We start from the raw sequence: 904 nt of genomic DNA on the forward strand, positions 1-904 counted from the left end.
GCCAAAAGAAAAAGCAGAAAAGACATCATTAACATCTATTTAGGACAATTTCTAGGCTCTGTTAGTCTAATATTGCTAAGTTTGCTTTTTGCATTTGTCTTAGATTATATTCCTAGTAAAGAGATTTTAGGTTTGCTCGGTTTGATTCCAATTTTCCTAGGCCTCAAAGTTTTGCTTTTAGGAGATTCTGATGGAGAAGCTATTGCCAAAGAAGGTTTGAGCAAAGATAATAAAAACCTGATTTTTCTAGTCGCTATGATTACTTTTGCAAGTTGTGGTGCTGACAATATTGGTGTCTTTGTCCCATATTTTACTACCTTAAATTTAGCGAATTTGATAGTGGCTTTACTGACCTTTCTAGTCATGATTTATCTCTTGGTTTTTTCTGCCCAAAAATTGTCACAAGTCCCTTCTGTTGGAGAAACTTTGGAAAAATATAGCAGATGGTTTATTGCCGTTGTCTATTTAGGATTGGGGATGTATATCCTGATTGAAAACAACAGCTTTGACATGCTATGGGCTGTGTTAGGCTAGGAGAAAAAAATTATGAAAAAAGATAGTATCTGTCAAGTGGATGTTATAAATCAACAAAATGTTACAACCGCAACGAACTACCTTGAAAAGGAAAAAGTCCAAAAATCACTTCGCATTTTATCAAAATTTACCGATAATAAACAGATAAATATCATCTTTTATCTCCTTGCCGTCGAAGAACTCTGTGTCTGCGATATAGCCTGTTTATTAAATCTCAGTATGGCATCTGCCTCCCACCATCTTCGTAAACTAGCCAATCAAAACATCTTGGACACTAGAAGAGAGGGGAAAATTATATATTATTTTATAAAAGATGAGGAAATCAGAGATTTTTTTAATCAACTAGGATAACAACTATTTTTACTACTTT

At 33.8% G+C, this 904-nt stretch carries 2 protein-coding genes; both read left to right on the plus strand.

The genetic code is table 11. The features are described 5' to 3' along the window. On the plus strand, window positions 1-534 hold a 534-nt coding region (locus tag ACQRDX_RS09350; RefSeq protein WP_427896619.1), incomplete at its 5' end, for a CadD family cadmium resistance transporter. A gap of 12 nt (window positions 535-546) precedes the next feature. Beyond that, a complete protein-coding gene (cadX, locus tag ACQRDX_RS09355; RefSeq protein ID WP_000711078.1) occupies window positions 547-885 on the plus strand; it encodes a Cd(II)/Zn(II)-sensing metalloregulatory transcriptional regulator CadX in 339 nt (112 codons plus the stop codon). The last annotated feature ends 19 nt before the right edge of the window (window positions 886-904 follow it).

The organism is Streptococcus sp. SGI.013 (genome assembly GCF_050315295.1).
GTDB lineage: Bacteria > Bacillota > Bacilli > Lactobacillales > Streptococcaceae > Streptococcus > Streptococcus porcorum.

What these genes read in the sequence shown, in the direction of transcription:
- cadX (WP_000711078.1), top strand. Translation starts at nt 547, where the DNA reads ATGAAAAAAGATAGTATCTGTCAAGTGGATGTTATAAATCAACAAAAT.